The organism is Halomonas sp. ISL-56 (genome assembly GCF_018612805.1).
Lineage (GTDB): Bacteria > Pseudomonadota > Gammaproteobacteria > Pseudomonadales > Halomonadaceae > Vreelandella.
This window is the reverse complement of the sequence record NZ_JAGGRO010000028.1, coordinates 16,719-43,436: the sequence shown is the minus strand read 5'-3', so window position 1 is coordinate 43,436 and position 26,718 is coordinate 16,719. Positions and strand designations below refer to the sequence as shown.

Below are 26,718 nucleotides of genomic sequence, written 5' to 3'. Positions count from 1 at the left end.
TGGCGTCTCGGCGATGCATCGTGGATTTTAGCGCTGCCGCGCATAGGGTTTGAGGCAACGGTTAAGACAGAGGTTGAGAACAAACGTTTGATGACAATACTCAAGAGGTGGTGAGAGTGAAAGCTAAGCTGATCATGAGCGGGCTGGCGGCCCTCGGCTTCATGGCGGGCACATCCAGTGTTTATGCCCAAGATGATGCCGCACGTGATGCGATTGCCGAGCGTTTGGCGCCGGTAGGGCAACTCTGTTTACAAGGCCAAGACTGTGGCACCGCGGCGGCACCGGCGGCAGCCGCTAGCAGCGGCGGTGATATCGACGGAGAGGGCATTTACGGCAATGTGTGTAGCGCCTGCCACGAATCCGGTGCTGCGGGTGCCCCTATCCGTGGCGATGAAGCGGCCTGGGCCGAGCGTACTGAGCAAGGCTTTGCCACGTTGCTAGAGCACTCGATTAACGGTATTGGCGCAATGCCCGCTCGTGGTGGCAATCCCAACCTTTCTGATGAAGAGATGGAAGCAGCCACTGCCTACATGGTTGAGCCGGTCATGGAAGTACCTGAATTAGGCGGTGGCGAAGAAGCGGCTGCTGACGAAGGTGCAGTGGAAGAAACCGCCGCTGCGGAAGATGAAGCAGTAACTGAAGAAACAGCGGTAGCCAGCGACGACGCGGCGAGTGAAGAAGACGCGGCAGCATCAGAAGAAGCGAGCGGTGGTAGCGGCTTAGACGGTGAAGCGCTGTACGCAAGCTCTGGCTGTGTAGCGTGCCACGCATCCGGTGTAGCGGGTTCGCCTATGCTGGGCGATTCTGAAGCTTGGGCAGCGCGTTTAGAAAAAGGTGCTGATGAGCTCTACGCCAGCGCCATCAACGGCATTGGTGCAATGCCAGCCAAAGGCGGTAACCCAAATCTGTCTGATGAAGAAGTGATGGCGATTGTCGATTACATGGTGGCTGAAGTTGAGTAATCGCTGGTAAGCATGCCACTTAAGTAGCGTATCTATCTTATCCACAGGGTGTTTTTTCGTCGCCCTGTGGATTGTTTTTCCTTGTTATTATCCAAGCAGCGAACGCAGCCCCGCAATGGCGTCTTTGCCACGGGCCTGTTTTTTCTCGGGATCCTCTTTATCTGCACGACCTTCCCACTCTAAATCCTCCCCAGGCAGCTCGTCTAAAAAGCGGCTCGGTTGGCAGTCCATCAGTTCACCGTAGGCTTTACGCTGGCGCGCAAGCGTCAAGGTTAGCGTGCGCCGTGCCCGGGTGATGCCCACATAGGCCAAGCGCCTCTCCTCTTCTACGGTGCCAACCTCAATGGCGTTGCGGTGGGGTAGCAAATCTTCCTCAAGCCCCATTAAATAAACGTGGGGGAACTCGAGGCCTTTTGAGGCGTGCATAGTGAGCAGTTGAACGCGATCGGAGTCATCCTCTTCCGCCTGCTGCTCCAGAATATCGCGCAGCACCAAGCGTGAAATCGCTGCTTCCACACCATCGGTTTCCGTATCGGTGGAGTCAGTATCCTCTTCCGGTTCGCGGTTAAGCGATTTTTCCAACTGATCAATGAGAATCCACACATTGGCCATACGTCGTTCAGCAACGGTGGGCGCGCTGGCGTTTTGGTATAGCCAGGCCTCGTAATCCATATCCCGCAGCATGTCGCGAATGGCGGCAATCGCATCACCTTGATCCATACGCTTACGCACACCATCGATGAAATGGGTAAAGCGGCTTAAGCGCTCCGTAGCTCGTGTCGGCAATACCTGCTCTAACCCAAGCTCATGGCAGGCAGCGAACAGCGAAATGGAGCGCTCTGTAGCGTAGTTGGCGAGTTTCTCTACCGTTCCAGGGCCCACTTCACGGCGCGGCACGTTCACAATACGTAAAAAAGCGTTATCGTCAGCGGGGTTAATCAACAGGCGCAGGTAGGCCATGGCGTCTTTAATCTCGTTGCGCGAGAAAAATGACGTGCCGCCGGAGAGCTTGTAAGGAATCTGGTAGTGCTGCAGCTTAAGCTCCAACAAACGGGCCTGGAAGTTACCGCGATACAGCACCGCAAAGTCGCGCCACTCGGCTTTTTCCTTGATGCGCCGGGTAAGCATTTCGCTGGCAACCCGCTCGGACTCCGCCTCTTCATGGCGATTCACAATTACCCGAATCGGCGCGCCGTCGCCCATATCAGACCAAAGCGTTTTGTCATAAATATGAGGGTTATTGGCGATGAGCGTATTTGCCGCGCGCAAAATCGTACCGGTCGAGCGGTAGTTCTGCTCCAGTTTGATCACTTTCAGGCGCGGGAAATCTTCACCCAGGGTAATCAGGTTTTCAGGCCGGGCGCCGCGCCAGGAATAAATCGATTGGTCATCGTCGCCTACCACGGTAAAGGTGGAGCGCTCTGCCATGAGCAGTTTCACCAGCAGGTACTGGGAGACGTTGGTGTCTTGGTACTCATCCACCAGCATATAGTGAATTTTGCGCCGCCAGCGCTCCAGCGCTTCAGGGTCGCGCTGTAGCAGTACCACCGGGAGCAGAATCAGATCATCAAAATCCACCGCATTGTAGGCTTTTAAGTGGCGTACATAGGCTTCATACACCCGGGCGGCAAAGTGCTCATCGTCATCGGCGGCAAACGACAGCGCGTCGCTGGGCAGCACTAAATCATTCTTCCAGGTGGAAATTTTGCTCTGCACGGCGCTGATTTGCTCGGCATCTACCTGGGCGTCTTTGTTCATCAAATCGCGCAGCAGCGCTTTGGCGTCTTCCGGGTCAAACAGCGAAAAGCCCGGCTTGTAACCCAGAGTTTTCAGCTCGCCGCGAATAATATTCAGCCCTAGGGTGTGGAAGGTGGAGACCGTTAGCCCGTGACCCTCTTTGCCGTGAAGCATCTGGCCCACGCGCTCTTTCATCTCCCGGGCGGCTTTATTGGTAAACGTTACCGCAGCGATCTTACGCGCGCTCATCCCACATTCTTGAACTAAATAGGCAATTTTGGTGGTGATTACGCTGGTTTTGCCGGAGCCTGCGCCCGCCAGCACCAGGCAGGGGCCATCGATATAACGCACCGCTTCCTGCTGGCGCGGGTTTAGCCCTTTAATACGGCTAAGAATGCTTTTTGGCGTTGCAGGCGTCATGGCGTCAGTGATCCTCTGCGAGAGTTGCTAGGCGATTTCGATTACAATCGGCGGCGCTTAGTAAAAGCATAATGGGCGAACAATAGGCAGGTGGCGATGTTTGAAGTAGCGCTTTTTGAACCGCGCATGGCGCCCAATACGGGCAATATTATGCGCTTGGTGGCCAATAATGGCTGCCGGTTACACCTGATTGAGCCGCTGGGCTTTGACCTGGAAGAGAAAAAGCTGCGCCGCGCCGGGCTGGATTATCGTGATCTTGATAACGTCACTCGCCACGCCAATTTTAGCGCCTTTCAAGCGGCGATGCAGGGGCGGCGCATCTGGGCGATCACCACCAAGGGTACGCGCAGCTACAGCGATGCCGACTTTGCCCCCGGCGATGTGCTGCTGTTCGGTTCGGAAACTGCCGGGCTTTCACCCCAGGTGCATGAAGCGCTCCCTGCCGAGCACAAACTGCGCCTGCCCATGCAGCCCAATAACCGTAGTCTGAACCTCTCCAACGCCGTGGCTATTGTGAGTTACGAGGCGTGGCGCCAGCAAGGTTTCGCTGGCGCAGGTTCGGTCTAATCAGTTAGCAATGCCGTAGCGATCACGATACGCCCTGATCGCTTCGGCATAGGCAAGCATTTCGCTACCGGCATGCTCTTCAAGGTAAGTGAGCACTTGCTCTAAGGTGACGATACTGACCACCGGCATACCGTACTGGGCCTGCACTTCCTGAATGGCGCTCTGCTCGCCCTGACCGCGCTCCTGGCGATCTAGGGCGATAATTACGCCCGCGGCGCGGGCACCGTTCTGCTCAATTAACGTCATCACTTCGCGAATCGCGGTGCCTGCGGTAATCACATCATCAATGATCAAAATATCGCCCGCGAGTGGTGCACCGACGATGTTGCCGCCTTCGCCGTGAGTCTTGGCCTCTTTGCGATTGAAGGAGTAAGGCATATCCCGGTCATGATGGTCGGCCAAAGCCGCCGCCGTGACTGCGGCCAGGGGAATGCCCTTATACGCTGGGCCAAACAGTACATCGGCGTTTAAATCGCTATCGACAATCGCCTGGGCGTAAAAGCGCCCAAGCTTGGCCAGCGCTCGCCCGGTTTGAAACAGCCCGGCGTTGAAAAAGTAGGGGCTAACGCGACCAGATTTCAGGGTAAACTCGCCAAACTTAAGCACGCCTTGCTCAATGGCAAAGGCAATGAAATCGCGCTGGTAGGGTTGTAGAGTGGTGGCCACGGTATTCCTCACTAGGCGGTAGGAAGCCTCTGATTAACTATTACGCTTGGCCATACGGCGTTAAAAATCGCCTCAAAATGCTCATTTACACCCCGTAAACTCCGCTTTTTCGTTGATTTTTGCCTTGTCTGGCCTGCGCTCATTACATTAATCAGAGGCTCCTTAGGTTTAAATCGGCACGAAAGCAACAATAAAAGTAGGGTAAATGGCAAGTTTTAGCTGCTGCCTTTACCCAAACGTCTAAACGTCGGGTATCATACAGCAGCGACGCAAAAGGGACGATTTATGAAAATTGCCAGCATCAATGTCAATGGTATTCGTGATGCCGTCGATCGTGGCTTCCTGGACTGGCTGGCTCAGCAGGATGTCGACGTGGTCTGCGTGCAGAACATCAAGGCAAAAAGTTTTGAACTGGGTGATCACATTCTCTATCCGGAAGGCTATGAAGGCTATTTCCTGGATGCCGAAGAGGATGGTTTCTCCGGTGTGGCACTCTATTGCCGCAAAATCCCCAAGGCGATTATGTATGGCCTAGGGTTTCCTCAGTGTGATCATGAAGGACGTTTTCTGCAGGCGGATTATGAACGCTTCAGTATCGTCTCCTTCCTGATGCCTGATGGAAGTGACCAAAAAGCCAAACAGGCGTTTATGGAGCAGTATCAAGAGTACCTGACGAAGATGTCGCGCAAACGCCGCGAATACATCCTCTGCGGAACTTGGCATATTGCCCATAAAACCGTTGATTTGGCTAACTGGTCCGACAACCAGCTCACTTCGGGCTTCCGCCCGGAAGAGCGCGCCTGGATGGATCAGGTGCTTGGCCCCACCGGCTTTATTGACACCTTCCGCGAAATTAATCGCGATGCAGGTGAATATACCTGGTGGCCAAAGCTTGACCAAGACGTGCCTCGTGAGCGGCAGGAAGGCTGGCGGATCGACTATCAATTAGTCGGCCCCAACTTCCGCCGCCACGTGGTCGACGCGTGGATTGATTACGATGCGACTTTCTCCGAATTCGCGCCGCTAATCATTGAGTACGACCTAGCGCTTTAAGCGTTAGACAACGCACTTTTCCCGCGTCGCAGTCTGTCAGCAGTGGTAATAAGCAACAAGCCGACCCTTGGGTCGGCTTGTTGCGTTGCGGTGCTCGCTCGCGTTTAGCCTCGAATTCCCAGCGCTTCGCGCTGCTTCTCGCGCAGCTCATCACCGGCTTTTTCGGCCAGATCAAGCATCGCGTTCAACTCGGCGCGGGTAAACGCACCTGCCTCGGCGGTACCCTGTACTTCGATCAGCTCGCCGCTTTCGGTCATCACCACGTTTAGATCGGTATCGGCTTTGCTGTCTTCCGGGTAGTCCAGATCCAGCACCGGCACGCCTTTATAAATGCCTACAGAAATGGCGCTGACCAGCTGCTTAAAAGGATCGCTTTTGATTTTCTTTTCGCGCTGTAAATAGCGGATGGCATCCATCAACGCCACGCAGCCACCGGTAATCGCAGCTGTTCGCGTACCGCCATCGGCCTGGATCACATCGCAATCCACGGTAATGGTGAACTCACCGAGCTTTTTCAAATTCACCGCTGCGCGCAGGCTGCGGCCAATCAAACGCTGAATTTCCAGCGTGCGGCCACCCTGTTTGCCCTGGGTCGCTTCGCGGTTGCTACGCGAGTGCGTCGCCCGGGGCAGCATGCCGTACTCAGCGGTTACCCAGCCCTGATTTTTGCCACGCAGCCAACGCGGTACCGTGGCTTCTACGCTGGCATTACACAGCACCTTGGTATCGCCAAACTCCACCAGTACCGAGCCTTCCGCATGGCGGGTGTAATCGCGGGTTATGCGAATATCACGCAACTGATCGGCCTCGCGACCGCTGGGACGCACAACATCAGGACGCTTAGCACTGCTCACAAATAGTACCTCTCAATAAACACGTAACTAGGAAAAGCCCTCCATTGTACACGTCTGGGCGTGCGCTGATTGGCCTATCGGGTAGACTGGACGCAATGCTATATGAACTGCTATTTACTTTATTAGGATAAATCATGGCCGCTTCCAGCCGCGTACACAGCATGACCGCCTTTGCCCGCACCGAGCAGGCCGCCCCTTTCGGCACTCTGCAGGTGGAAATCCGCTCGGTGAACCAGCGCTATTTAGAGCCGCATTTTCGCCTTCATGAAAGCTTGCGTGACTTAGAGCCGATCTTGCGTGAAGCCCTGCGAGCCCGTTTAGCGCGGGGAAAAGTCGAATGCAGCGTGCGCTTTGAGAGCGCCGAGAGCGCCGAAACCGCCCAAGCTCCCGCGGTTAATAGCACCCGCCTAGCCGCCATTGCGGATGCGCTAAGCGCCATACAGCAGCAGGTGCCCAGCGCTGTGCCGCCCACCACGCTTGCGCTACTCAATCAGCCTGGGGTGATGGAAACCCAACACCTTGACCAAGAGGCCATTAAAGCCGCGGCCAAGGGACTGTTTGACCAAGCGCTGAATGAGCTGATAGACGCCCGCGCTCGTGAAGGCGAAAAGCTCGCCGAGATGATCACTACCCGACTAACGGCCGTAAGCGAGCAGGTGACCACCGTGCGCAGCCTGCTGCCGCAGATTTTAGAGCGCCAGCGCGCTCAACTGCTGGAGCGTTTAGAAATCGCCAAAACCGAACTCGATCCGCAACGCCTGGAAGCCGAGCTGGTATTGGTCGCGCAAAAAGCCGACGTGGACGAAGAGCTGGATCGCTTAACAGCGCATATCGAAGAAGTTAGCCACCAGCTCGCTCAAAAAGGCCCCAAAGGTCGCCGTTTGGACTTTCTAATGCAGGAGCTTAATAGGGAAGCCAATACGCTGTCGTCAAAATCTGTGGTGGCTGAAACGACCCGCTGCGCGGTGGAGCTTAAGGTGCTGATCGAACAGATGAGGGAGCAGATTCAGAATATTGAGTGATAGAAGCTGAAACTATATTTTCTAAATATGCTATTTTTTGCATATATAGTTTCAAATAATCGCGGATGCAATTAGCTGCTGCTCTTGCCGATGGATACCTATTTCATTGGCATAGTGATGCCAACGGCGTGTTACTTTTTGGAGTTGATCAAGAATTAGCCGTGCCTCTCTTGGTGAGAGCTGAAAATAGGGTGAAACTTCCAGCGCTAACGCTAAATCCAGCGCATTGGAGTGTTCATCAATATTTAAATGCAGCCCTGCAGCCCCCAAGGAGATATTGATATCGTAGGCGGGCGACAGTCGCCAGCCGCTATTATTTTCTGCCAACAAGAAACCATGGTTGCGCAGATGATCATCAGCATTTGAGACAAGTATATTGAATACCATTCTGCGCCAAAGTTGGTGCAGATCATGCTCAGTATTGGCGCCTTGCTCGATAAGAAACTGGGCGAGCTCAAGATAGCTCGCGCCTGCATCGCCATCGTAATAACCCAGCTGAGTCATCGCTGAACTAAAGTGCCGACGTAAGCTACCAACACGGTCAAAGCGTTGGGTTAGAAAGGTGTGGTGGGAACTATTGAACCGCTGAAGTCGGCAAGGCGCCATTTCAACGCCCGCATCTACTGCCATGCGATAAAGCAAGTATTCCCATGCGGCTATATCGTAATCGTCATACCGGCTGGGAAATTTAGCTAGCCAAAGATCATCGCCATCCATGACACAGGCTTTTGGTCTCGCCCCACCTAACGATGAGCCGGGTGAAATCAGCATATACAACCACTTTAGATAGTCAGGACTATCCAAGTCGGGCTGTAGCTCTATCTGGCTAACCGCAAACTCCAATTCTCTCAGGCTGGATAATGGCGGAGCAGCTAACTGCTGGTTGTCATCGAGAAAAGGGCCGTCTTCTTGCAACTTAAAACGCAGCCCACCCATTCGAAACGTATCGTGTACTCCCAAGAGATAGTCGGATTCGTTGAGGTTTACTAAACGCCTACCCTCTTGCCTAGCCACAACCGCTTCACGCCGCTGCATGAGCAGGCGACCCCATCTATCTGGGCAGGAATCAAGAAACACACGGAAGTTGCGCGCGTCATTATTGAACTGATCCCCCGCAAACAGCTGCAACTCAGGGTCAATCTGCACCGCAAGCGGAGAGTCGAGCCATGTCTTTGCGTAGGCGAAGCGGTAGACTTCGCTGCCCCGAACAAGGTCGACTTCTAGCCTTCCAACTAGCTCAGGTGGCTGCGTAGCAAGCCAATCAGCATAGACCCATATTGATTTACTCATGATCAACGCCTGCCTTCAGTGGAAGGGCGATAAACCACAGAGCTAGCGTTTTTCGACTTAATAGAGGCCTTGTGAGACGTTTTTAGTAGCTCGATATCTTGCAGTTTACGTCCAAACTCATCATCTAATGCTACTTTCGCTAAATCGCTAGCAAGGCCAAGCGACGATAACACCACTAGGTAATGGCCCATTGAGACGCTGGGCTCACCACGCAGAATATTGCGCAGCGTCGGCATAGAAAGCCCTGTGCGCTCTGATAGCTGGGTTTGAGTGATTTTACGGCGCTTCATGGCTAGCAAGATGTTTTCGCCCAGCGTTTTTAACACCTTGAGATCCTTAGGGAACACAACCGCTGAACGAGATGGCATAAAGCTATACCTTCATTAATACGTAAATTTTGAAATTATAGTTTCAATTTATTCAGTTGCCTAGGTGCCTTACGGCAGAATAGCGCAACTTACTTTTGTAACAACCGAAGATTTTTCGGTTCCGGCTCTGCCGAAAATATAGGGCTGCGTGGATAACAGGAAAATATGGGTCTATAATCCGCTTTACCGGATCGCCATCCTGCCCAGGAGTCGCTCGTGAACCAAGCAGAACTTAATAGAGAAGAGCTGAACAAAGAAGAGCTGTGCCGCTTTATTTGCCAGGAACTACCTAGCCATCGCTTACAACAAATGCTCGAAAGTATAGAGGCGGCTTTTCAGAAGAGCGATAACCACCTCAAAGAGACTTATAGGCATGTGCCGCTAGCGGGGCCAGGGCCGCAGTCCCATCACTTCACCGTGCAGGAAGCACTGCTGAGCCTGCCAAAAGATGAAAAGTTCGAAGCGAGTAACCAAGCGACTAAGCCCGCGGGTGGCTATTACGCACTTATTCGTGCCGGTACCATGCAAATCACTACTAGTGTTATTACGATGGGTAGGGCACCCCCTATTCGAGATGCTAAATTCCGGCGCGATCTTAGTAGGGAAAACGAAAGGCTGGAGAACCAACATCCTGATCTTTTTAAGGCTTCCGCCTCCCCTTTAGGGCCCAGCCAAGAGGCTCTTCATGCGTTATTGCTGCCTCATACAACAAAGTGGTCAGAAAGTGATCACAGTAGCCCAATCTTTGTGACTCTCGCGGTGCCCTACAGTGATCCTAGTGCAGGGTTTCATTTGTATATGGATGTAGGTCAATTGTGGCAGTACTACAGTGAAGCAGGTGATGAAGTAGAGGATATTGCCTATCCAACCCTGCGTGATAGGATGCGTCGCGCAGAGAAGCGAGATCAAAGCGAAGGTGGAAACGAGTGACATGAGAACAGGGGTTGATGGCTTTCAAGGCCAGCGGTTGAACCAACTGCGTATGGCTCAAAATTTGACCCTCGCAGAATTGGGAGAGCAAGTAGGACGCTCTTCCAGTACGGTTTCGGCTTGGGAAAAAGGCACCCAGCTACCTGAGGTCGAGTCATTTGATCGCCTTTGCCACGTGTTTCACGTTTCGCGTATGTGGTTTTTGAAGCCTGTTCCTCCCGTTGTTCAGGAAAGCCAACGACCTTATTTTTTCCGTTCACAAGCCTCTGTTCACAAGCAGGCACGTGAAAGATCACAGCTCTATTTAGCATGGCTCCAAGAGGTTTCTGACTTCTTTCAAGATGCGATGGAGTGGCCAGAAGTCAATGTGCCTATGCTGGATGCAGACGACTGCCGCTTGATCAGCGACGAGGAAATTGAAGACATCGCCAGAGAGTGCCGAGAGGCTTGGAAGTTGGGTTCTGCCCCAATCCCCAACGTGATTCAAGTAATGGAAAATGCGGGAATTATCTGCACTCGCGCTACCCTGGGGCACGTCAAAATGGACGGTGTTTCCCATGTCTCCGTTTTGGATGGCCGTCCCTACGTGTTGATCGCTGAAGACAAAGCGAATGCAATTCGTAACCGCTTTGACGCCGCGCACGAACTTGGGCATATAGTGCTGCACTCCAAAATCCCGGCTGCGCAATACGCTAAAAAAGAGCTTTATGACCTGTTAGAAGGGCAGGCACACCGCTTTGCCAGCGCATTCTTAATGCCGCCCGAGAGCTTTGCGCAAGAGGTGGTATGGCCAACGCTGGATAACCTGCTGTCGCTTAAGTCACGCTGGAAAGTCTCAGTGGCATCAATGATTGTGCGCTGCCGTGATTTATCGCTGCTGACTGAACAGTTAGAGCTAAGGCTGTGGAAAGGGCGCTCGGCACGTAAATGGACGAAAGGCGAGCCAGGCGATGATGCCTTGGCTTTCGAGCAACCCAAGCTGATGATGCGCGGCGCCCACCTTCTGGTAGATAACGACATCTTTGAGCGTACTGAGTTAGTGCATCAGATTGGCTTGCCGCCAGAGACGATTGAGATGCTGTGTAATTTACGTCCGGGTTATCTGAGTGTACACCTTGAGGCTGATAATAATGTGGTACCTATTAAGCTAAAGAGTCGTCCAGTGAAGCCTAAGCGCACAACCTGTGCGGAGATATTGCCTTTTGAGAAATAACATGGTCTATATAAATGTCTTATATGATTACTATAGTGGTTGGATATAAAATAAACAGCACCAGCCAACTTGCTATAAAGAAACATCTAAGTTGGCTGGTGATCAAGTTCTAGAGCTTAATTAAGTGTTAATTAAACGTTTCCGATAATAAGTTAATATTACCCTTTACCATGGTTTTATAGTAATCTATTTTTCAAATTCACTATCAGAAAGACCAACTGCAACGCCTCTAAAAGCTATTAGAGCAGCTTCTAAATGGTCTATGATTTCTTGTTGCAAAATATCTGGCGCAGGTAAATTATCCAGATTGTCCAAGCTGTCATCCTTTAGCCAGAAAACATCAAGGCTAGCTTTATCACGATTAATTAAATTATCATAGCTATAGTACTTGAAGTACTCGGTTTCTGTGCGTTCATGACGGTTTTCAGGATTGTAGCACTGAATAAAATCTTTGAGATCGCTCAACATCATAGGGCGTTGCTTTAGCGTAAAGTGCTTGTTGGTTCTTAAATCGTAAAACCAGATTCCTTTGGTATGCACTTTTTCATCACGAGGCGCGTTATCAAAAAACACCACGTTCGCTTTTACACCATTGGCATAAAAAATCCCTGTTGGTAAGCGTAAAATAGTGTGCACATCGCAGTTGTTTAACCACTTGCGGCGAATTCGCTCACCCGCACCGCCTTCAAACAGTACATTATCAGGTAATACGACTGCGGCTTTGCCTGTATCTTTTAAGCTGGCGACAATATGCTGCAAAAAGTTAAGCTGTTTATTCGTGGTGGTGGCCCAAAAATCTTGACGCTCATAGGTTAGCGCCTCTTTGTCTTCGCCACCTTCCGCATTGGTAATAGTCATGCTGCTTTTTTTACCAAAAGGCGGATTTGCTAATATGTAATCGACTTTGTCTTCACCCTTGATTGCCGTAAGCAAGGCATCGGCGCGTTTAACTTTGGGTTCGCCATCAATACTACCTATATTGTGCAAAAACAAGTTCATTAAACACATGCGGCGAGTTGATGGCACGATTTCATTACCGAAGAAAGTGTCATCACGTAAAAATTTTAATTGGGCTTTATTGAGTTTGGGTTTGGCAACCGTACTGCTATTATCTTTAGATGGGTTCCAGTGGCTCATGCCTTTTTCAATCCACTGTGCATCACCATACGTGATCCAGTCACTGGCACTTAAAAAGAAACCGCCCGTACCACATGCTGGGTCCATAATGGTCTTTTTAGCTTCGGGTCGCACACAAGCCAGTATGGCATCAATGAGTGGGCGTGGAGTAAAGTACTGGCCTGCACCACTTTTGGTATCCTCGGCATTTTTTTGTAACAAGCCTTCGTAAAGATCGCCTTTGGCATCGGCGTCTAGGCTGATCCAGCTCTCTTCATCAATCATTTTGACAATGCGCGACAATTTAGCAGGATCAGGAATTTTGTTTTCAGACTTATAAAAAATAGCACCTAGCATGCCCGGGGCATCCGCAAGTTTTTTTAATACTCGACGGTACTGGTTTTCTAATGCCTCACCTGTTAAGCCTGTTAATGAATCCCAGCTGTAGTCGCTCGGTACTTTGGTATCGCGCAAGTAAGGAGGCTGCGAGAATTCATAGGCCATTTTTAAGAACAATAGGTAAGTTAATTGCTCTAAGTAGTCACCATAGCCAACACCGTCATCACGCAAGGTATGACAATAATTCCAAACTTTTTGTACTAAAGCAGGGGCATTCATTTTAATTTCCAAACTATGATTAATTTCGTGAAATATTACTAATATCTAAAAGATGAAGGATTATACCAATATTGAAAAAAATATTCTCATCTTTTAACTCTGGAACAAGAGTTATTACTTCGAAGACATCAAAAAAATGGCTGCGAGCTTATTTTGCTCATCCTATCGTTCTAATAAACTCGCCTATCCAAGGATGAAGATCATCTTTATCTTTATCTTGTTCAAGCTGATAAACAAGAAATCCTAGGTAAGTGTTTTTACTTTTAGGGTGAAACCATTGTCCTATTTTTTTAAGCTCTTTCTCAAAGCAAGCATCGGCACCCTGGTCGTTATGAAGTTTTTTTAAATACCATTTTTTTGCTTCTTTTACCAATGGTTGTAAAAGTTTCCATTGTGCAATACGCCCTTCATTTAATTTTTGTTGATCAAGATGATATAGTCGAATTGAGAGCTTAACTTTAATATCTTCTGGCGATCCCACTTCACATCGAGAAAACGGCACACCTGCTTTGTCATAGGAGAGTAACCGCCACTCCAATCTTTTACATGGATCAAGTAAGACAGGCACTTCATTGTCTTCATGTAACTCTTCATAGGCACGTTGTGGCTCACTTACCAAGGGAAAGTAATTCCATTTACCACCTGCTGTGCCTTGGAGGTCTTTTCTGTACTCATTGCAGTGTTGGCATGAAAAACGAAGGTTTTCAGGTTTAAATGCTGCCCATTTATAGCCAGAATGTTCAGGCTCAATGTCATATCGGGTTAAGGATTTACCATCAGCAGTTAACGCAACACCTTGAACCTTGCCTTTTGGACGATAATGGTCGACAGCATTATCGGCTCTCGGGATATTTGTTTCGCAATACCAGCATCTCCCATTTGATAGGATTTCTAGATTTTCTTTTAAGTCTTTCCAAATGGCACTACGATCATCAGCAACAATTTCACCGGCCAATAACGCATTTGTGGCAGCCTCCGCTCTATCTTCCCAATTGTCAGGCAAATCGATAAAAGTATTATCAACAAATCTCATCACTGATCCTCTTGCAGCAATTTTGTAATTGCTTGCTTCGCAATTTCATCTCTTTTTTCTTGCGATAAACTTAAAGCAAAATTTACTAGTTGCTGGTAATCATCAGTTCCAGATCGCTCTTTCAAAATTGAATTCCTGATTTTGATATAGCGCTCATAATCATCATCACGCTGAGACATGCTAAATCGATCATTGTCTAGCCATTCAGAAATGATTTGAAAACGAAGTGTTTCAAACGTGGTTTTATTATCGATGCTTGCTAGCGCTCGATATGTTTCAAGCCGTTTTTGAGTTCGTTTATCAAGACTTGAGCCTAAACCAAACATATCACTGGTGATGATACCTGCGTATCCCATACCTTGAGGGTCATACTTTGGCTTATGCGATTCAATAGTGCGAGTTTCATCATCACGGCTTAGGATTTGCACTTGGTCACGGGTTAATTCGGCGATAGCAATCGGGTTATGGGTGGTTAACACGATATGGCTGTTATTGTTACCTGTAGAGCCAGATGTGACAAATTTGTTTAAATAATCAATGTAATCCACGCTCCACTTAGGATTTAAGTGAGTGTCGGGTTCGTCCAGTAAAAACAAGCTTTCTTCTTCTGCGGTAAATCGCAGTAAACCTAACACGGTTAATAGATGCTGTTCGCCTTCACTCAGCTCGCGAAAGGTTACACTACCATCATTTTTTTTGAGCTTTACTCGAATCCGCACTTCGCGAATAAGTTCAGAAACATAAGTACTTTCAAGATCCCGAAAAAACTGCCTTGGCTCTTGGTCGCCAACTAATTCAGTCAGTTTCTGAATATCCTTTATAAACATATAAAGATATTCACGACTCTTTTCGTTCCATAATGTCGTATCACCTTTTCGGCTAATTTTAATTGGGGCTGTGGCAACTTTATGAACTCGATTTAAAAAATCACGCACCACACCTTCGGCACCCCAGAAAATATCCGGATTATCTTTATATGCACCATAAAAGCCTTTTGGATTCTTATTCTTATTTAAATTCCACGGAGGCTCGTTAAGCTCTAATAATACTGAGTCAATACTTTCGGCATTTTCATCGGTTTCTAAACCTAATTGGGTATCTAAAAAATGCCTTACTAAATCATCTTGGTTTAGGACAAACGCTAAAAGCACAAATTGGCTATGTACAGGCAAGGCGTAAAACAGGCGTCTTAAGCCAGGATCTTCGGATTTTGCATTACGTAACTTTTTATCGTATTGCTTAAGGTAGGGACGAAAGACTGATTGCATTCGGTCGCTATGACCTGAGTAGTAGCCAAACACGTATTTCGGTAAAAACTCATCTTGACGTTTTTTAAATTCATTAAACTTAATTTCTGATAACGCTGGTTTATCGGTTAGAGCGCTTAAGAGATCTACTGGTAACGTAGTGGAGCCTTTACTCGCACTTAAATCACGATAACTAACCAAATAGGTATCTTTAGCGCGTTCAGGGTCGGCGCTGATTTCTATTTCTTTGTGATGGCAAAAGTATCTGAGGGTATACGCAAAAGAGGATTTATCTTTTTCCCCCTTGTCATTTTTACCCATGATTAAGTCACGAAAAAGTACCGCCAACGCCTCAAGTACGTTTGATTTACCGGTGCCATTCCTGCCGATGACTAGGGTGATCCATTCTTGTTCTTCAAAGTCGATGGTGACGTTTTTGAGGTTTTTAAACCTTTGACGCTTCCCTTCGCGCTCTGAACCTAGGGTAAAGGAGGCTAAGCGCATTAATTTTCCTCAACGTTTTGCGTAATCAATTTTAGTTGATCGTAGTCACCGCATCGTTGAATGTTAATTTTTCTTGATTTTTCTAATTTGCGCAGTTCTGAATAGATCTCTTCGATACGATCCGTTGAGGTTTCATCAACGATGCCACATTTTTTAAAGGCTTCTTGGGCATCAACCCAGTCGTCTTCTGCGGTTAAAACTTCGAGTAAGGTATCCATCATATCAACTCTTTTTTTAGGTTTATTCGGTATGCTAGGTTTAGGGATTTTTGCTAATGCCTCACGTTCCGCTTTTATTTTTTCAAGCAATACCGAAGCTGACTCATCATTAGGGTTTTGTGGCACCAGTTGACCAGAAAAAGCTGACTTTAAAATATTTTTCCGCTGAGCATCGGATTGTTTTAAGCCAAGGACGGTTGCTTCTATTTGTTGGTCAATCAAATAAAATTCATTTTTTATTTCTTTTATCAATACAAGCTGTTCAGCAACAGGAGGTAAAGGAATTGCTAGACTCCCTAACTTAGTACCATTAACGTTTGCTTGGCCTGCTGTTTGGGTCATTACTTCAGCTAACCACTTTTTACCCAGAACAGAGTTTATATAGTGAGCTGCCATTTCTGGTAAAAAATATTCCGTAAATGTCACTGATATAAGATATGATGCATAGGAAACAGGCTTACCAATATCTCTGTAAACCGCTGTCTTCCCGACTAACTCAGCACTGTTGGTTCGATTAAATAGTAAATCGCCATCATTGAGTAATAAGTCCGGAAACTCTTTATGATCATTAGGCAAATATTTTAGATTACTGTAATCGAGCTTTCCATCCTGGATATTACCCATGCGCAGTACAGGCACACCTGAACTATCATCATTTGTTTTAGATGATGAACCATAACGCTTATTTACAGCTAATTGATCAATACTCGCCCAAATCCAACCTTCAGGCAGTTCGGATAAGCCAGTGGTATCGGGTTGAGCGGGTTCAGGATATTTATCTTTCCAGCCTTTGGGTGGTATTTTGTCTTTCTCGGTAAATTCGGCTAATTTTTGTTGCAGCCACTGTTCTTTGCGTTGCTTTAAAATTCGCGCCAATAGATGCTCGCCGGTTTCTTTTCTTATGTCTTTTTTGGCTTCTCGCCAATTTTTTGTGAGGGAACCTTCCACGGCACTTTTTAATAGCGATTGACGGTACTGGCTAAGTTTTATTTGTGCTGATTTAAGTTCTTTAACCCCTTCGTCAAGCTCGGAGAAAAGCTCATCTATTTTATAAATCATGAGAATTTGTTCATTCTCAGGAGCAAGAAGTAGTGGGAACGAGTTGCCTAGAGTTCCTGTTGAGATACTTGCTTGATTTACATGATTGGTACAATGATGCTTAGTGTAACCACTCTGCCAAAGGAAATGTAAATAATAGGCAATATATTCTGAACTAATACATTTGGGTATCCTTAATCTAGTCATATGGTTTGAAAAAGCATAACCATTTTCAGAAGATGAAATTAGTGTAGTCTTACCAACCAATTCAGGGCTGTTAGTATTATTAAAAAGCACATCTCCAGTTTTTAAAGTTTTTTCTACTCTTGGTAAAACTCTTTTTATCTTTTCTAATTCAATCTTTCCATTTCGCCCTATATTCATTGGCCTTAAATGAGGAACACCTGTTTCATTTTGGTTTTGCTTCCCACTGGCAAATCCAGGTTCCATTTTCAATGACACAAGATCAAATTTTGTTACTATCCAACCATTCGGTTTTTCCGTTATGTTTAACGGGAAATGCTGAAGATCATGTTTTTCAAATATTTCACTCACGCAATTAATTCCTGATTCATTTCAGCTAATAGGCTATCTAATTCATTATCTTGGCTGCTTTTTGGGTTGCTAACAGCAAACAAGCTCCAGGCTCTTTGTAAACCACCATGGTCGGAAAAGGGGCTATAGTCAAAGTCATCCCTTTCGATGGTACAGCTGGCGGCAATATGATCTTTCATCAAACGTAGCCATTGAGTTTGCTGTTCCGTAAATGCCGTTGACCGCTGGGCATTATGGCGGAAAATCCATTTCTTAAACTTAGCATCAACTTGTTCGGCAAAGGGTTTTAGTTCGCTGTCTAAACCAATAGCAAACCTGATGAGAGAGATGATATCCGTCAGTTGCCTTTGGCTGTTCACTTGCTTGTTATTGTTTTTACCCGTTGCTTGCTGATTTCCTTGGTTGTTGTGATTGAGGCGCTCATAGGCGCTCCACAACTTTTCTGTCGAGAGTAGCAAGGGCGGTTTGCTTAACGCTTGGTGCAGTTCTTCCAACATGGCGAAGGTTAAACTCCGGCGCTGATACGGCTGCTGGTAAAAAAAGCTAAGGGCTTGAATATCGTCTTTATGTTGCTTGATAAAATCTTTAAAGCTTAGAATAACTTTGGCTGCATTATCGGCAGCTTGGGTGCTGTAGCCTGAATAGGTAACCGTATCTAAATTGATGTGATCGATAAGCTGCTCACGCTGCCTACGTGCAGATTCTATGCCTTCGCGTATGGCGGGGTTATCAAACGTTTTGCATGCTTTGTCAACCAACTGCTCTTTGGCGGCTTTACGTTCGCTGTCGGTTAACGACTCAGTGCTACGCGTAATGCCTGCGGCTTTCGCATCCGCAAGCGCTTGCTGGTTAATGGCGTCAGCGTCTAATGCGGTCAGTAGTTCTCTGGCCAGTTGCGGTAGTGGTCTACCCGTGAGTTTCTCGACCTCACCTAGTGTTCGCTTGTCCAGCTGTTTACTTAAACGTGTTAAACGATTCGCGAGGCTTTGAATGGTGTCGTCATCTCGATGCCCCATCGCAACGCCTTGCAGTAAGTCCTTTAGCTCCAGATTGGGTTTGCGCTCTAGCGGGCGGCTTTCGGTTTTTAGCGACTTTTCAACCCCGACAGCATCAATCAGCACAAAGCGGTCTTTGTCGCTGGTGGCACTTTTACTGATGTTGTGCAGGTCTTCGTAGCTTAAGCTGCGCACGCCACGGCCTTTCATTTGTTCGTAATAGCCTTTACTGCGCACATCACGCATAAAGAGCAGTATTTCCAATGGCTTTACGTCTGTACCCGTGGCAATCATATCGACGGTAACGGTAATGCGTGGGTTAAAGTCGTTTCGGAAATCATTCAAAATGCCATCCGGGTCTTTGGCGCTGTAAGTGACCTTTTTACAAAACTCGTTACCTTGGCCGTACTCTTCACGCACAATTTGAACAATGTCGTCAGCGTGGCTATCCGTTTTGGCGAAAATCAGCGTTTTGGGCACTTCTTTGCGATTTGGAAAGATGTCGGTTTCGACCGCTTTTTTCATCGCTCGAATGACTTGACGTATTTGGCTGGTATTAACTACAGAGCGGTCGAGCTCTTTACTGGTGTAACTATTGTCTTCTTCGGCTTGCGCCCAGCGCTTTTTGCGGGTGAGCTTATCACGGTGATCCAACCACTCTTTGGCTTTTAACTCTGCGCCTTTATTACCAATTTCTGTTTCAATTTCATAGACATCGTAACCAACGTTGACGCCATCGAGTACTGAGTCTTCGTAGCTGTATTCGGCAACGATGTTCTCATTAAAAAAGCCAAAAGTGCGTTTATCGGGTGTGGCGGTTAAGCCAATGGTAAAGGCATCAAAGTAATCGAGAACCTGCTTCCATAGGTTGTAAATAGAGCGGTGGCATTCGTCGACAATAATGAAATCAAAGGTTTCTACAGGCACAGCTGGGTTGTATTTCACCAGTTTGGCTTGCTGTTGACTCTGGTTAATTTCGTGTAGCGAGATATCTTCAGCGCTCTCATCAATTGGTTTGCCGCTTAAGATGGAGTACATGCGCTGAATGGTACAAATGCATACCTCTGCAGCGCTGTCGATTGTACTGCTCATCAAACGCTGAACGATGTGATTCTCATGGAAAAAGGTTTGTTTGCCTTGCGGTTTAAAAGCATGAAACTCTTGTTGTGCTTGTTTACCCAAATTGCGGGTATCGACCAAGAATAGAATGCGTTTTGCGCCGCCATGATTTAACAAGCGATACACGGCATTAATGGCGGTAAAGGTTTTACCTGCGCCTGTTGCCATGTGAATGAGTGAGCGCGGGCGATTTGCTGCTAATGATATTTCAAGCCCGGTAATGGCGCTAATTTGGCATTCGCGCAGGTTTGCCTTGGGCAATTCAGGCATTTTGTGTTTTAAGCGAGTGCGCAGTGAGCTTTTTTGTTTTATCCACTCTTGCAGGGTTTCTGGCTTGAAAAAGTGAAAAATCTCACGTGCTCGCGGAGCGGGGTCTCGCAGGTCAGTAAAATGAGTCACTTGGCTAGTGGCTTCAAAAAGAAAAGACAAAGGCGCAGAATCTTGACGAAACTTAATTTTGCTTGTGGCGTAACGAAGGGTTTGGTCTTCGACTTGTGACAAAATGCTGTCATCTTTTTTAGCTTCAATCACCCCGAACGCTTTACGATTTACAAACAGAATATAGTCAGCAGGGCCTGAATCGGTTGGGTATTCACGAATAGCCACCCCCAATCCTTCGCCTAGGTTAGCAGCGGGCCAAGTCTGTACTTTCCAGCCCGCAAGCTTGAGCTGTTCATCAATTGATAAACGGGCCTGCGCTTCTGGTTTTAACCCCTTCATATCCATTCATCAGTCCAAATTTTTTTCTAGTTTTCGTCAGAATTTTTCATCAGTCTTTTTAATGTGTAAGCTCTGCTCGTTTCGGCTGTCGATATTGTAGCGCAAATGAGCTTAGCTAGATCGTATCCGCTAACTAATACAATTCTGGCATTCCGTGAAATGTCTACAAGTTGGCAGGCGGTTCTCTCTCTGACCTGCTGCTGATCAAACAAATGCCAAGCGGTCGCTTTTCAGGCTGTAAGCATTACCATTTTTTTGATAGCACCAATGACTTGCTCCTCGCTATATCGTCTTTTTCATAGCGAGATATTCGTTAATCAAAGTTATCTGGAAATATCAAACTCATTAGAGATTACCCCCCAACTTCGTGTGCCTATATCCTGTCTACACTGCATTATCAGCCGTTTCAACCGGGAATATTGGACTCACTTTCGCTATTGATCACTCATCGCCCAGCTCAAGCTGCTGAAGCTGTTCAACGGCCTGAGCCCGCTCCCGCTCTAGCTCGCGTTTGAGCTCATCCTCTGAGGGCAAATACGGCAGGTATTTCGCCGCAAACAGCTGTTTTTGCTCGGCCAGCACCGAATACTTCACCACGGCTTCGCTTTTTTCGCTGCACAGCACCAAGCCAATGGTTGGGTTATCGTCGCTGCCTTTGCGCTGCTCATCGTAGAGGCGCACGTAGGTATCCATCTGGCCAATATCCTGGTGCTTGAGCTTGCCGAGCTTTAGATCCACCAGCAAAAAGCACTTCAGTTTGAAGTTGTAGAACACCAGGTCTAGGTAGAAATCCTCGTCATCAAAACGGATACGTTGCTGGCGCTCCACAAAGGCAAAGCCTTTTCCCAGCTCCAGTAAAAACTGTTGCAGGTTGCTAATAATGGCCTGCTCAAGCTGGCTTTCCTGGTAGGTTTTATCCTGCAGGTTAAGGAAGTCCAGAATGTAGGGATCACGCAGGTAGTCTTTAGCGGTTTCCGCCAACGGCTGGGTGTTTTCTTTTGCTTCCTGTTCAACCGGAGTTTTGTCTTGGCTAGCCAGCAGGCGCTCGTAGTAGAGGGTGCTAATCTGGCGTTCTAGAGCGCGAACACTCCAGCTGTGCTGTTCCGCCTCTTGTTGATACCACGCTCGCGCACTGGAGTTTTCTACCTTGGCTAGAAGATTGTAGTGCGACCAACTCAATTCGAGAGACACTGTCTCCCGATTTGGAAAGGCTCGATAAAAGCGGCGCATATTGCGCAAGTTGGTAACATCAAAGCCCTTTCCCAGCCGCTCGGTAAGCTGTTGGGAGAGCTGCTGTAGCTGTTGCTTACCATACTCAGCACGTCTATTGCCTTGCTGCTCGTGCTCGACAATTAAACGGCCTATTTCCCAGTAGCTTTGTACCATGGCCGTATTCACGGCTTGGCGAACCTGCCCGCGGGCTTGCTCTATCTGTTGGGTAATCGCGCTAACAAGGCTGCTAAAGGCGATTGGGCTTTGCTCGGTCATAGGCTTAACCCTTGGCGTCATAGACTAATTACAGCTGGCTTAGGTTTAACAATATCAAATTTCGCCGATTTAAGGACGCTTCTCCATGCCCACCTTACGCCACCTCACCTTAACCCTACTGCTCAGTGTGTTGGTCATCCAGCCAACAAGCGCCCAGGCAAACGAGGCCACCTGGCAAGCGTTAAAAGAAGGCGGCTTGGTCATTCTAATGCGCCACTCCCTGGCCCCAGGTATTGGCGACCCGCCGGGTTTTGAACGTGGCCGCTGCGAGACTCAGCGCAATCTTTCTGCGGCTGGGCGTGCTCAGGCGGAAGCAGCCGGTCGCGTGTTGCGTGAGAGGGGTATTCCCATTGCCGCGGTGTATTCATCTAGCTGGTGTCGGGCACTGGATACCGCTGAGCTGATGGCTCTGGGCAGTGTTGAACCTGCGCCGTGGCTAGACTCTTTCTTTCGAGGGCGAGGGGATCGATCGTCAATCACCCAGGCCGCCCAAGAGCAGATCGCCGCGTGGCAGGGGCCGGGCAATTTGCTGCTGATCACTCATCAGGTAAATATCACGGCATTGGTGGGTAGCGGAGTGGGTTCGGGAGAAATGATTGTGGTGCGACCCACAGTTGATCCGTTTCAAGTAGTGGGGCGGTTAAACGTTAGCGGCAACTAATTCGCTTCTTATGCCCGGAGCAGTTATAAACGAAAAACAGCGATACAGTTTAGGAGACCTTGATGAAGGCCGTTGTTTTTGAGCAGTTTTCTGCCCCGCCGAGTATTCAGCAGTTGCCTGACCCAACACCTGAACCCCACGGCGTGGTGGTCAAAGTGATGGCGAATGGCGTTTGTCGCAGCGATTGGCATGGCTGGGTAGGGCACGATACCGATATCCAGCTTCCCCACGTGCCGGGGCATGAGTTGGCCGGCGTTGTGGAAGTCGTTGGCAAAGATGTAACGCAATGGCGCGTTGGCGACCGCGTCACGGTGCCGTTCGTGGGTGGCTGCGGCACTTGCCCTGAGTGCCACTCGGGCAACCATCAGGTGTGCGATAGTCAGTTTCAGCCCGGTTTTACCCACTGGGGATCCTTTGCCGAGTATGTAGGTATTCACTACGCGGATGTGAATTTGGTCGCGCTGCCGGAGACACTCGACTTCGCCACCGCGGCCAGCCTGGGCTGTCGGTTTGTCACGTCGTTTCGAGCGGTAGTCGATCAGGGCCAAACATCGGCCGGACAATGGGTGGCTGTTCACGGCTGCGGGGGAGTGGGTCTATCCGCCGTGATGATTGCCAGCGCCATCGGCGCTAACGTTGTCGCCATCGATATTTCGGAAGAGGCGCTTACTCTAGCCCGTCAATTGGGCGCTACCGCCACCGTGAATGCCGCCAAGGTGGCCAATGTGGTTGAAGCGGTGGCGGAAATCACCCGGGGAGGCGCCCACGTGTCGCTGGATGCGCTAGGGCACCCGATGACCTGCTTTAACTCCATCAGCAACCTGCGTAAACGCGGCAAGCATATTCAGGTCGGGCTGATGTTGGCCGAGAACAGCACACCGGCTATTCCCATGAGTAAGGTGATTGCCAACGAGCTGGAAATTCTGGGCAGCCATGGCATGCAGGCCCACCGTTATGACGCCATGCTGGCGATGATTCAGTCTGGCAAGCTGGCGCCTGAAAAGCTTATCGGCAAGCGGATCACTCTTGAGCAGTCGATTGGTGCGCTGATGAACATGGATAAGTTTGAAGGAGCGGGGGTGACGGTGGTGACGGAGTTCTAAACAGGGTATAGCGGCGGCGGCACGTAACAATTTCCTGCAATGAAACGGGGCAAATTATTCGCTCCTCATCCGCCGCTGCAGGTTTTACGCTGGGCGGTATAGATAAGGAGTACGTTATGTCATCAGACACTACCCAATCCGTGCGCCGCGTCATCGCCCAGCACCCCGCCCAGCGCGATGATATTGGTGATTTGGTCACCCGGCGGCCACTGCCGGGGCCTGGTTTGGATCAGCTTGATCCGTTTCTGTTTTTGAACCACCACGGCCCGCAGACCTATCCGGCCAATAACCGTGGGCTGCCGTTTGGCCCTCATCCACATCGCGGCTTTGAAACGGTGACGTTTATTCTGGAAGGCTCGCTTGCCCACGCGGACAGCGCCAGCCATCAAAGCGTCATCCACAAAGGGGGCGTGCAGTGGATGACTGCGGGCAGTGGCATTGTGCATGCGGAAATTTCACCGCCCGAGTTTCTGCGCGACGGCGGTCCGTTGGAGATTCTACAGCTGTGGGTCAATCTGCCGGCGCGTTTGAAGATGAGCGAACCACGCTACGTTGGGCTGCAGCAGGAGTCAATTCCCGCCATTGCGCTGCCGTGCGGCGGTGAACTCAACCTGATTGCCGGGCAGTGGCAGGAAAGCGTTGGCCCTATAGAGACCTTAACCGGTGTCTTTATGTCGACCCTACGGCTGCCTGCGGGGGCGCACGAACTGTTCCCCGTGTTACCTGGGCGGCAGGTGTTTCTCTACGTGGTGGAGGGAAACGTTGAGGTAGGCGGCGAACCCGTTCAGCCTCACCATCTGATCGAGATAGACCGCGATGGCGAGCGCCTCGACATCGAAGCCAGCAGCGATGCACGTCTGCTGTTTGGCCACGGGGAAGTGATAGACGAACCTGTCTACTCCCATGGCCCCTTTGTGATGAATACCCGCGAAGAGATTGTTCAGGCGGTTGATGATTATCAGAACGGCAAATTTGGCGGGCTCGACGGCTAAGATTATTTAAAGACAGGGGGATTGGGTAAATAGAGTCGCTATAACGGCTCGCCGCGGTAGTAGTGCCACAGAAACAGCGACCCCACGCTGCGCCAGGGCGTCCAGTGTTCGACTAGCTGGCGGGCTTGCTTCGGCGCGGGTTTGTCGTCCATACCCTTAAGGCGTCCAAGCGCTACTCGCAGGGCAAGATCATCGGCGGGGAAAATGTCCGGGCGCTTCAGCGAGAACATCAGGTAGATCTCCGCACTCCAGCGGCCAAAGCCGCGTAGCTCGGTAATGGCGGCAATGGCCTCGTCGTCGCTTAACTGCTCAAGCCCATCGACGCTAAACGTCCCCGCCAGTTCCGCTTCTGCCAGCCCCTTGGCGTACTCGATCTTACGCCAGGAGAGCCCGGCATCGCGCAGTGCCTGGCCCTCTACCTCCATAACCGCTTTAGCATGCAGTTCAGGCAGCAGCGTATTGACGCGCGCCATAATCGCACGAGCGGCTTCGGTGGAGAGTTGCTGGCTAACGATGGTACTGAAAAATGTCGCAAAACCCTGGTCGCGCTGGCGTGGGGCCGGTGCTCCTACCAAGGGATAGGCGCGAGCGATATCCAGGTCACATTCAGCGAGGGCTTGCATGGCTTGCTCGATTGTTTCGGGCGTCATTATTGCCTCACGCGTCGAAGTTAAAGCTTCACACTAGCAAAATGAGGGTGAAAGCGTGAAACCTTGGCGTCTTTTTTCTCGACTACTTTCTCAGCTACTTTCTCAATTATTTTCTCAATTACCTTCTCGATTATCTTATTCGCTCGCTAACTTTTTTAAACGCAGTGTATTTCTACTTTCGTCTAATCCTGCGATCATTTGCGCCATCGTGATACCAACTAGGCGGTATCCCAAGGAGATAAGCATGCAGGATTCGACAACATCGTTATCTCAAGATCAGGCGTCGTCTCAAGGGCTGGCGCGCAACCCGCGTTTGGCTGAATTTGTGTTGGCGCTGGGTGGCTTTGGGATCGGCACCAGCGAGTTTGTCATTATGGGTTTGATGAACCGCGTGGCGGGTGATTTAGCGGTGACAGTGCCTCAAGTGGGCTATGCGATTAGCAGCTACGCCCTAGGTGTGGTGGTCGGCGCGCCGCTAATTTCGGCGCTGGCCGCGCGAGCACCAAGACGAATGCTATTGATTATTTTGATGCTGGTGTTTGCAGTAGGCAATATCGCCAGTGCCATGGCGCCAGGGTTCTGGTCATTCGTCGGCCTGCGTTTTCTGGCTGGCTTGCCCCACGGTGCTTATTTTGGCATCGCCGCACTGGTAGCAGCGGGCGCAGTGCCGATAGATCAACGGGCGCGGGCTATCTCCCGGGTGATGATGGGCTTAACGGTGGCGATTTTGATTGGGGCGCCGTTAGGCACCTGGACGGGCAATTTGTTTGGCTGGCAAATCGCCTTTGCGGGTGTCGGCGGTATTGCGCTGCTCACTGCCCTGTTGATTCGGCTTTATGTCCCGGTGCAGCCCGTTGATACCCTGGCAAGCCCGGTGCGTGAGCTTTCAGCGCTGCTTAAACAGCGGGTGTTGGTCACCTTGGCGCTTGCCTGCATCGGCTGCGGCGGTATGTTCGCTATTTTTAGCTATGTGATGCCGACATTGACCCAGCAAGCTGGTATGAGTGAAGCACTGGGGCCGCTGGTGTTGGTGATTTTCGGGCTGGGCTCGATTGCTGGCAATTTAATCGGCGGGCGCATGGCAGATAAAAACTTGATGCGCGCCATACCGGCTATTTTGCTCTGGTGTGGGGTGATCCAGGGGCTGTTTTACTTTGCCGCTAATAATGTCTGGACGGGGCTGCTGTTCGTTGGCCTCGTCGGCACCAGCATGGCGTTGGCGCCTTCGCTGCAAACCCGCTTGATGGATGTGGCCGAAGATGCCCAGACCATGGCAGCCTCCCTCAACCACGCGGCCTTTAACGGTGCTAATGCGTTAGGCGCATGGTTGGCGGGATTGGCAATTAGTGCAGGCTTTAGCTGGTCAAGTACGGGTCTAGTAGGCGCTGTTTTGGCGCTCTGCGGCTTGGTGATTTTTGCCGCTGGGCGCTGGCTGGAGAAGCGCACCTATGACGTCGTGGCCCAGCGTGCATAGCTTTGCCTGACGACGTTGCCTAGTTATTGACCAGTTACATAGTTATCGAACAGTGATAATTAATATGGCTAAAACGTTGAATCCTTTCTAATGTGTAAGAGCAGG

Annotated in this window: 22 protein-coding genes; 10 read left to right on the top strand and 12 right to left on the bottom strand. The window is 49.7% G+C overall.

What is annotated here, in order from left to right; all coding sequences use genetic code 11:
* Positions 1 to 116: 116 nt before the first annotated feature.
* Positions 117 to 962: a c-type cytochrome gene (locus J7J49_RS20450; protein WP_215095292.1), complete on the top strand. Its 846-nt coding sequence runs from the start codon at positions 117 to 119 to the stop codon at positions 960 to 962.
* Between the two features lie 87 nt (positions 963 to 1,049).
* Here the strand turns inward: J7J49_RS20450 and rep are convergent, their stop codons facing one another.
* Entirely contained in the window at positions 1,050 to 3,119 is a 2,070-nt protein-coding gene (gene rep, locus J7J49_RS20445) for a DNA helicase Rep (protein ID WP_215095290.1), read from the bottom strand.
* A 96-nt stretch (positions 3,120 to 3,215) separates the two neighbouring features.
* Between rep and J7J49_RS20440 the strand changes: the two genes are divergently transcribed.
* Positions 3,216 to 3,686: a tRNA (cytidine(34)-2'-O)-methyltransferase gene (locus J7J49_RS20440; RefSeq protein WP_064232380.1), complete on the top strand. Its 471-nt coding sequence runs from the start codon at positions 3,216 to 3,218 to the stop codon at positions 3,684 to 3,686.
* On the opposite strand, the gene pyrE is transcribed toward J7J49_RS20440, so the two are convergent.
* Positions 3,687 to 4,352, bottom strand: coding sequence for an orotate phosphoribosyltransferase (gene pyrE / locus J7J49_RS20435; protein WP_064232379.1), 666 nt, complete (start codon positions 4,350 to 4,352; stop codon positions 3,687 to 3,689).
* Between the two features lie 285 nt (positions 4,353 to 4,637).
* On the opposite strand from pyrE, the gene J7J49_RS20430 reads away from it, so the two are divergent.
* Positions 4,638 to 5,405: an exodeoxyribonuclease III gene (locus J7J49_RS20430; RefSeq protein ID WP_007112246.1), complete on the top strand. Its 768-nt coding sequence runs from the start codon at positions 4,638 to 4,640 to the stop codon at positions 5,403 to 5,405.
* 104 nt (positions 5,406 to 5,509) lie between these two features.
* Here J7J49_RS20430 and rph read toward each other — a convergent pair whose 3' ends face one another.
* Complete coding sequence (rph, locus tag J7J49_RS20425; protein WP_205634119.1) at positions 5,510 to 6,232, bottom strand: ribonuclease PH; 723 nt, start codon at positions 6,230 to 6,232, stop codon at positions 5,510 to 5,512.
* Positions 6,233 to 6,393: 161 nt separating this feature from the next.
* On the opposite strand from rph, the gene J7J49_RS20420 reads away from it, so the two are divergent.
* Complete coding sequence (locus tag J7J49_RS20420; RefSeq protein ID WP_215095288.1) at positions 6,394 to 7,281, top strand: YicC/YloC family endoribonuclease; 888 nt, start codon at positions 6,394 to 6,396, stop codon at positions 7,279 to 7,281.
* A gap of 51 nt (positions 7,282 to 7,332) precedes the next feature.
* Here the strand turns inward: J7J49_RS20420 and J7J49_RS20415 are convergent, their stop codons facing one another.
* Together J7J49_RS20415 and J7J49_RS20410 are read right to left on the bottom strand one after the other, a co-directional pair.
* Positions 7,333 to 8,571: a type II toxin-antitoxin system HipA family toxin gene (locus tag J7J49_RS20415; protein ID WP_215095286.1), complete on the bottom strand. Its 1,239-nt coding sequence runs from the start codon at positions 8,569 to 8,571 to the stop codon at positions 7,333 to 7,335.
* A 2-nt stretch (positions 8,572 to 8,573) separates the two neighbouring features.
* Positions 8,574 to 8,939 carry a helix-turn-helix domain-containing protein gene (locus J7J49_RS20410; RefSeq protein ID WP_082906528.1) on the bottom strand — a complete coding sequence of 122 codons (366 nt, stop codon included), beginning with the start codon at positions 8,937 to 8,939 and terminating at the stop codon, positions 8,574 to 8,576.
* Between the two features lie 216 nt (positions 8,940 to 9,155).
* On the opposite strand from J7J49_RS20410, the gene J7J49_RS20405 reads away from it, so the two are divergent.
* The gene (locus J7J49_RS20405) at positions 9,156 to 9,869 is read left to right on the top strand and encodes a hypothetical protein (protein WP_215095283.1); all 714 of its coding nucleotides are present in this window, start codon (positions 9,156 to 9,158) and stop codon (positions 9,867 to 9,869) included.
* Between the two features lies 1 nt (position 9,870).
* Entirely contained in the window at positions 9,871 to 11,082 is a 1,212-nt protein-coding gene (locus J7J49_RS20400; RefSeq protein ID WP_215095281.1) for a helix-turn-helix domain-containing protein, read from the top strand.
* 186 nt (positions 11,083 to 11,268) lie between these two features.
* On the opposite strand, the gene J7J49_RS20395 is transcribed toward J7J49_RS20400, so the two are convergent.
* From J7J49_RS20395 to J7J49_RS20370, 6 genes are all read right to left on the bottom strand, one after another.
* A complete protein-coding gene (locus tag J7J49_RS20395) occupies positions 11,269 to 12,816 on the bottom strand; it encodes a class I SAM-dependent DNA methyltransferase (RefSeq protein WP_215095280.1) in 1,548 nt (515 codons plus the stop codon).
* A 157-nt stretch (positions 12,817 to 12,973) separates the two neighbouring features.
* On the bottom strand, positions 12,974 to 13,849 hold the full coding sequence (locus J7J49_RS20390) for an HNH endonuclease (protein WP_215095278.1): 876 nt from the start codon (positions 13,847 to 13,849) through the stop codon (positions 12,974 to 12,976).
* Positions 13,849 to 15,600: an AAA family ATPase gene (locus J7J49_RS20385; protein ID WP_215095276.1), complete on the bottom strand. Its 1,752-nt coding sequence runs from the start codon at positions 15,598 to 15,600 to the stop codon at positions 13,849 to 13,851. Before J7J49_RS20385 ends, J7J49_RS20390 begins: the two co-directional genes overlap by 1 nt.
* Positions 15,600 to 17,411 carry a restriction endonuclease subunit S gene (locus tag J7J49_RS20380; RefSeq protein WP_215095274.1) on the bottom strand — a complete coding sequence of 604 codons (1,812 nt, stop codon included), beginning with the start codon at positions 17,409 to 17,411 and terminating at the stop codon, positions 15,600 to 15,602. Before J7J49_RS20380 ends, J7J49_RS20385 begins: the two co-directional genes overlap by 1 nt.
* Positions 17,408 to 20,251 (bottom strand): type I restriction endonuclease subunit R, encoded by a 2,844-nt coding sequence (locus J7J49_RS20375; RefSeq protein WP_215095272.1) that lies wholly within the window; start codon positions 20,249 to 20,251, stop codon positions 17,408 to 17,410. The genes J7J49_RS20380 and J7J49_RS20375 overlap by 4 nt, the downstream gene beginning before the upstream one ends.
* A 435-nt stretch (positions 20,252 to 20,686) precedes the next feature.
* Complete coding sequence (locus J7J49_RS20370; RefSeq protein WP_215095269.1) at positions 20,687 to 21,733, bottom strand: PDDEXK nuclease domain-containing protein; 1,047 nt, start codon at positions 21,731 to 21,733, stop codon at positions 20,687 to 20,689.
* 85 nt (positions 21,734 to 21,818) lie between these two features.
* Here J7J49_RS20370 and J7J49_RS20365 point away from each other — a divergent pair, with 85 nt between their 5' ends.
* The 3 genes from J7J49_RS20365 (at position 21,819) to J7J49_RS20355 (ending at position 24,489) form a co-directional block, all read left to right on the top strand.
* Complete coding sequence (locus tag J7J49_RS20365) at positions 21,819 to 22,394, top strand: histidine phosphatase family protein (protein ID WP_215095267.1); 576 nt, start codon at positions 21,819 to 21,821, stop codon at positions 22,392 to 22,394.
* Between the two features lie 62 nt (positions 22,395 to 22,456).
* Positions 22,457 to 23,497, top strand: a complete 1,041-nt coding sequence (locus J7J49_RS20360; RefSeq protein WP_215095265.1) for a zinc-dependent alcohol dehydrogenase family protein — start codon at positions 22,457 to 22,459, stop codon at positions 23,495 to 23,497.
* Positions 23,498 to 23,613: 116 nt separating this feature from the next.
* Positions 23,614 to 24,489, top strand: a complete 876-nt coding sequence (locus J7J49_RS20355; RefSeq protein WP_215095263.1) for a pirin family protein — start codon at positions 23,614 to 23,616, stop codon at positions 24,487 to 24,489.
* Between the two features lie 38 nt (positions 24,490 to 24,527).
* Here J7J49_RS20355 and J7J49_RS20350 read toward each other — a convergent pair whose 3' ends face one another.
* On the bottom strand, positions 24,528 to 25,139 hold the full coding sequence (locus J7J49_RS20350; protein ID WP_215095261.1) for a DNA-3-methyladenine glycosylase family protein: 612 nt from the start codon (positions 25,137 to 25,139) through the stop codon (positions 24,528 to 24,530).
* Positions 25,140 to 25,383: 244 nt separating this feature from the next.
* On the opposite strand from J7J49_RS20350, the gene J7J49_RS20345 reads away from it, so the two are divergent.
* The gene (locus J7J49_RS20345; RefSeq protein ID WP_215095259.1) at positions 25,384 to 26,613 is read left to right on the top strand and encodes an MFS transporter; all 1,230 of its coding nucleotides are present in this window, start codon (positions 25,384 to 25,386) and stop codon (positions 26,611 to 26,613) included.
* Positions 26,614 to 26,718 lie beyond the last annotated feature (105 nt).

Bases quoted from the DNA above. Each gene is read 5' to 3' on its own strand.
- rep (WP_215095290.1), bottom strand. From the start codon at position 3,119: ATGACGCCTGCAACGCCAAAAAGCATTCTTAGCCGTATTAAAGGGCTA.
- J7J49_RS20440 (WP_064232380.1), top strand. From the start codon at position 3,216: ATGTTTGAAGTAGCGCTTTTTGAACCGCGCATGGCGCCCAATACGGGC.
- J7J49_RS20430 (WP_007112246.1), top strand. From the start codon at position 4,638: ATGAAAATTGCCAGCATCAATGTCAATGGTATTCGTGATGCCGTCGAT.
- J7J49_RS20420 (WP_215095288.1), top strand. From the start codon at position 6,394: ATGGCCGCTTCCAGCCGCGTACACAGCATGACCGCCTTTGCCCGCACC.
- J7J49_RS20415 (WP_215095286.1), bottom strand. From the start codon at position 8,571: ATGAGTAAATCAATATGGGTCTATGCTGATTGGCTTGCTACGCAGCCA.
- J7J49_RS20410 (WP_082906528.1), bottom strand. From the start codon at position 8,939: ATGCCATCTCGTTCAGCGGTTGTGTTCCCTAAGGATCTCAAGGTGTTA.
- J7J49_RS20400 (WP_215095281.1), top strand. From the start codon at position 9,871: ATGAGAACAGGGGTTGATGGCTTTCAAGGCCAGCGGTTGAACCAACTG.
- J7J49_RS20395 (WP_215095280.1), bottom strand. From the start codon at position 12,816: ATGAATGCCCCTGCTTTAGTACAAAAAGTTTGGAATTATTGTCATACC.
- J7J49_RS20390 (WP_215095278.1), bottom strand. From the start codon at position 13,849: ATGAGATTTGTTGATAATACTTTTATCGATTTGCCTGACAATTGGGAA.
- J7J49_RS20385 (WP_215095276.1), bottom strand. From the start codon at position 15,600: ATGCGCTTAGCCTCCTTTACCCTAGGTTCAGAGCGCGAAGGGAAGCGT.
- J7J49_RS20375 (WP_215095272.1), bottom strand. From the start codon at position 20,251: ATGGATATGAAGGGGTTAAAACCAGAAGCGCAGGCCCGTTTATCAATT.
- J7J49_RS20370 (WP_215095269.1), bottom strand. From the start codon at position 21,733: ATGACCGAGCAAAGCCCAATCGCCTTTAGCAGCCTTGTTAGCGCGATT.
- J7J49_RS20365 (WP_215095267.1), top strand. From the start codon at position 21,819: ATGCCCACCTTACGCCACCTCACCTTAACCCTACTGCTCAGTGTGTTG.
- J7J49_RS20360 (WP_215095265.1), top strand. From the start codon at position 22,457: ATGAAGGCCGTTGTTTTTGAGCAGTTTTCTGCCCCGCCGAGTATTCAG.
- J7J49_RS20355 (WP_215095263.1), top strand. From the start codon at position 23,614: ATGTCATCAGACACTACCCAATCCGTGCGCCGCGTCATCGCCCAGCAC.
- J7J49_RS20350 (WP_215095261.1), bottom strand. From the start codon at position 25,139: ATGACGCCCGAAACAATCGAGCAAGCCATGCAAGCCCTCGCTGAATGT.
- J7J49_RS20345 (WP_215095259.1), top strand. From the start codon at position 25,384: ATGCAGGATTCGACAACATCGTTATCTCAAGATCAGGCGTCGTCTCAA.